This window comes from Micromonospora sp., assembly GCF_048594385.1.
GTDB lineage: Bacteria > Actinomycetota > Actinomycetes > Mycobacteriales > Micromonosporaceae > Micromonospora > Micromonospora wenchangensis.
Map to the genome: position 1 here is coordinate 1 of NZ_JBMDWU010000599.1, position 1,976 is coordinate 1,976.

The window sequence follows — 1,976 nt, forward strand, 5'->3', positions numbered from 1 at the left end:
TTTCGGCTCTGTGGGGTGTCAGGGCAGCCAGGTGCATGGCTGGCCATTGTTAGCGCCTATCAGATCGAGGGCCGCCGGCGGGGGGCCGGGGGGGGGGGGGGGGGGGCGGGGGGGGTGTGGGGGGGGGCGGGGGGGGGGGCGGTGGGGTGGTCGGCGGTGGCGTCGTCGTGGGCGGGGGTGTCGTCGGGCTGACCACGCCGGTGCAGGTCGTCCCGTTGAGCGCGAACGACGTGGGTACGGGGTTGGTCCCGCTCCACGCGCCGTTGAAGCCGATCGTGGTGGACGCGCCGGTGTTCAGCGCGCCGTTCCAGCTCAGGCTGGCCGCCGACACCCGGGCACCGGACTGCGACCAGGTGGCGCTCCAGCCCTGGGTGACCCGCTGGTCGGTGTCCGGGAAGTCGAACGTCAGCGTCCAGCCGGCCACCGCCGAGCCGAGGTTGGTGATGGCGACGTTGCCGCTGAACCCGCCGTTCCACTGGCTCTGCACGGTGTAGGTGACCGCACAGCCCGAGGCCGCGGCCGAGGCGGGCAGGGTGGCCGCGGTCAGGCTGGCGGCCACCAGTGTGCCGGCGGCTGTCGCCGCCAGCAGGGCATGACGACGTGTCATGAAGCTCTCCTAGGCATAGAGGGGAGCGTCGATGGGAGCGCGCCTGCGAGCTTTCTTTATTCGCCTTACTAAGTCAAGCATATCGATGCCGTTTCGACGGATAGCCAGGTGGAACCGTTTCCCGCGCTACCCGGGCGGGCCCGTCGTGCCCCGGGCGACCACCGTCTCGGTGGCACACCAACGCTGCGGCACCGTCTCGCCGGCGACCAGCCGCAGCACCGCCTCACCGACCGACTCGCCGAACGAGTGCACGTCGAGGCTCATCGTGGTCAGCGCGGGCGACGCCAGGCGGCACAGGCTGGAGTCGTCCCAGGCGATCAGGCTGACGTCCCGGGGGACCCGGTCACCCCGCTCGGTGACCGCGTGCAGGCCCGCCACCGCCATCAGGTCGTTGTCGTAGATGATCGCGGTGGGCGGTTCGGGCCCGTCCAGCAGTCCGGTGGTCAACCGCGCCCCCGACTCCGCCGAGTAGTCACCCGCCACCACCACGGCGTCCACGGCCGACTCCGCCGCCGCCGTCAGCATCGCGGCCGTACGGGTCCGGGTGTGCAGCAGCGCGTCCGGCCCGCTGATCCGGGCCACCCGCCGGTGCCCCAGGGCCACCAGGTGCGCCAGGGCCGCCCGCATCGAACCGGCGTCGTCGCGGCGTACCGCCGGGTTGTCGTCGGTGGGCTCACCCGCGACCACCACGGGCAGCCGCAGGTCCCGCAGCACCGCCGGCCGGCGGTCGTCGACCGACGGGTTCACCAGCACGACCGCGTCGACCAGCCGCTGCCGCGCCCACCGGCGGTACGCGGCGATCTCGGCGTCGTGGTGCGCGACGACGTGCAGCAGCACCGACCGGCCGTGCGCGGCGAGCCGCTCCTCGATGCCCGCGATGAACTCCATGAAGAACGGCTCGGTGCCGAGCAGGCGGGGCGGCCGGGCCAGCACCAGCCCCACCGCGCTCGTGCGCCACGTGTCGTCCATCGCGTACCCCCGGGTCCCTCAGCCTGCCGATTCGGTGAGCCGGACCCGCCGGCCGGGCACCTGCTCGGGCGGGCGTGGCCCGTGGCCCGGCGGGACCAGCTCCGATTCGAGGACCAGGGCGGCCGCGCCGACGGCCGAGGCCGTCGCGGCGGAACGGGAGAGCCGGACGTCGACGGTGTGCGTGCCCCGGGCGAAGCAGGCGCGCAGTTCGTGCCGGACGATCGGCAGGTACACCGACCCGGCGGTGGCCAGGCTCGGCCCGGTCAGCACGAGCACCTCCAGGTCCATCAGGTTCGCCAGCGTCCGGGCGGCCACCCCGACGTGCCGGGCCGACCGCTCCAGCAACGCCAGCGCGTGCGGCTCACCCCGGCGCGCGGCCCGGCTGATCGCGGCGAAGTCG

Annotated in this window: 3 protein-coding genes; all 3 read right to left on the reverse strand. The window is 74.1% G+C overall.

The features are described from left to right. Positions 1-49 precede the first annotated feature (49 nt). Positions 50-607 carry a cellulose binding domain-containing protein gene (locus ACOJTC_RS31255; protein WP_420119571.1) on the reverse strand — a complete coding sequence of 186 codons (558 nt, stop codon included), beginning with the start codon at positions 605-607 and terminating at the stop codon, positions 50-52. A 126-nt stretch (positions 608-733) separates the two neighbouring features. After that, positions 734-1,576 carry a LacI family DNA-binding transcriptional regulator gene (locus ACOJTC_RS31260; RefSeq protein ID WP_420119572.1) on the reverse strand — a complete coding sequence of 281 codons (843 nt, stop codon included), beginning with the start codon at positions 1,574-1,576 and terminating at the stop codon, positions 734-736. Positions 1,577-1,594: 18 nt separating this feature from the next. Further along, positions 1,595-1,976: ROK family protein (locus tag ACOJTC_RS31265; RefSeq protein ID WP_420119573.1), on the reverse strand; the 382-nt coding region annotated here is incomplete at its 5' end.